The sequence below is a fragment of the Cedecea sp. B1(4) genome, from assembly GCF_059414925.1.
Genome location: NZ_JCAHMZ010000241.1, coordinates 1 through 288 on the forward strand (window position 1 = coordinate 1; position 288 = coordinate 288).

Annotated in this window: 1 protein-coding gene; it reads left to right on the forward strand. The window is 64.9% G+C overall.

Translation table 11 applies throughout. The features are described 5' to 3' along the window. A partial coding sequence (locus ACR6JA_RS22785; RefSeq protein WP_494599752.1) for an arsenic resistance protein occupies window positions 1-283 on the forward strand: 283 nt, incomplete at its 5' end. Window positions 284-288: the final 5 nt, after the last annotated feature.

Below are 288 nucleotides of genomic sequence, written 5' to 3' on the forward strand. Positions count from 1 at the left end.
CGTGCCCATTCTGATCCAGGTGTTCTTCAATTCCGGCCTCGCCTACTGGCTCAACCGCAGGGTCGGCGAGAAGCACAACATCGCGTGTCCCTCGGCGTTGATCGGTGCCAGCAACTTTTTCGAGCTGGCAGTGGCAGCGGCCATCAGCCTGTTCGGCTTCCATTCCGGCGCGGCCCTCGCCACCGTGGTCGGCGTGCTGATCGAAGTGCCGGTGATGCTGCTGGTGGTGCGCGTGGTCAACCAGAGCAAGGGCTGGTACGACGCCGGCCCGGGACGGCGCTGAGCCAT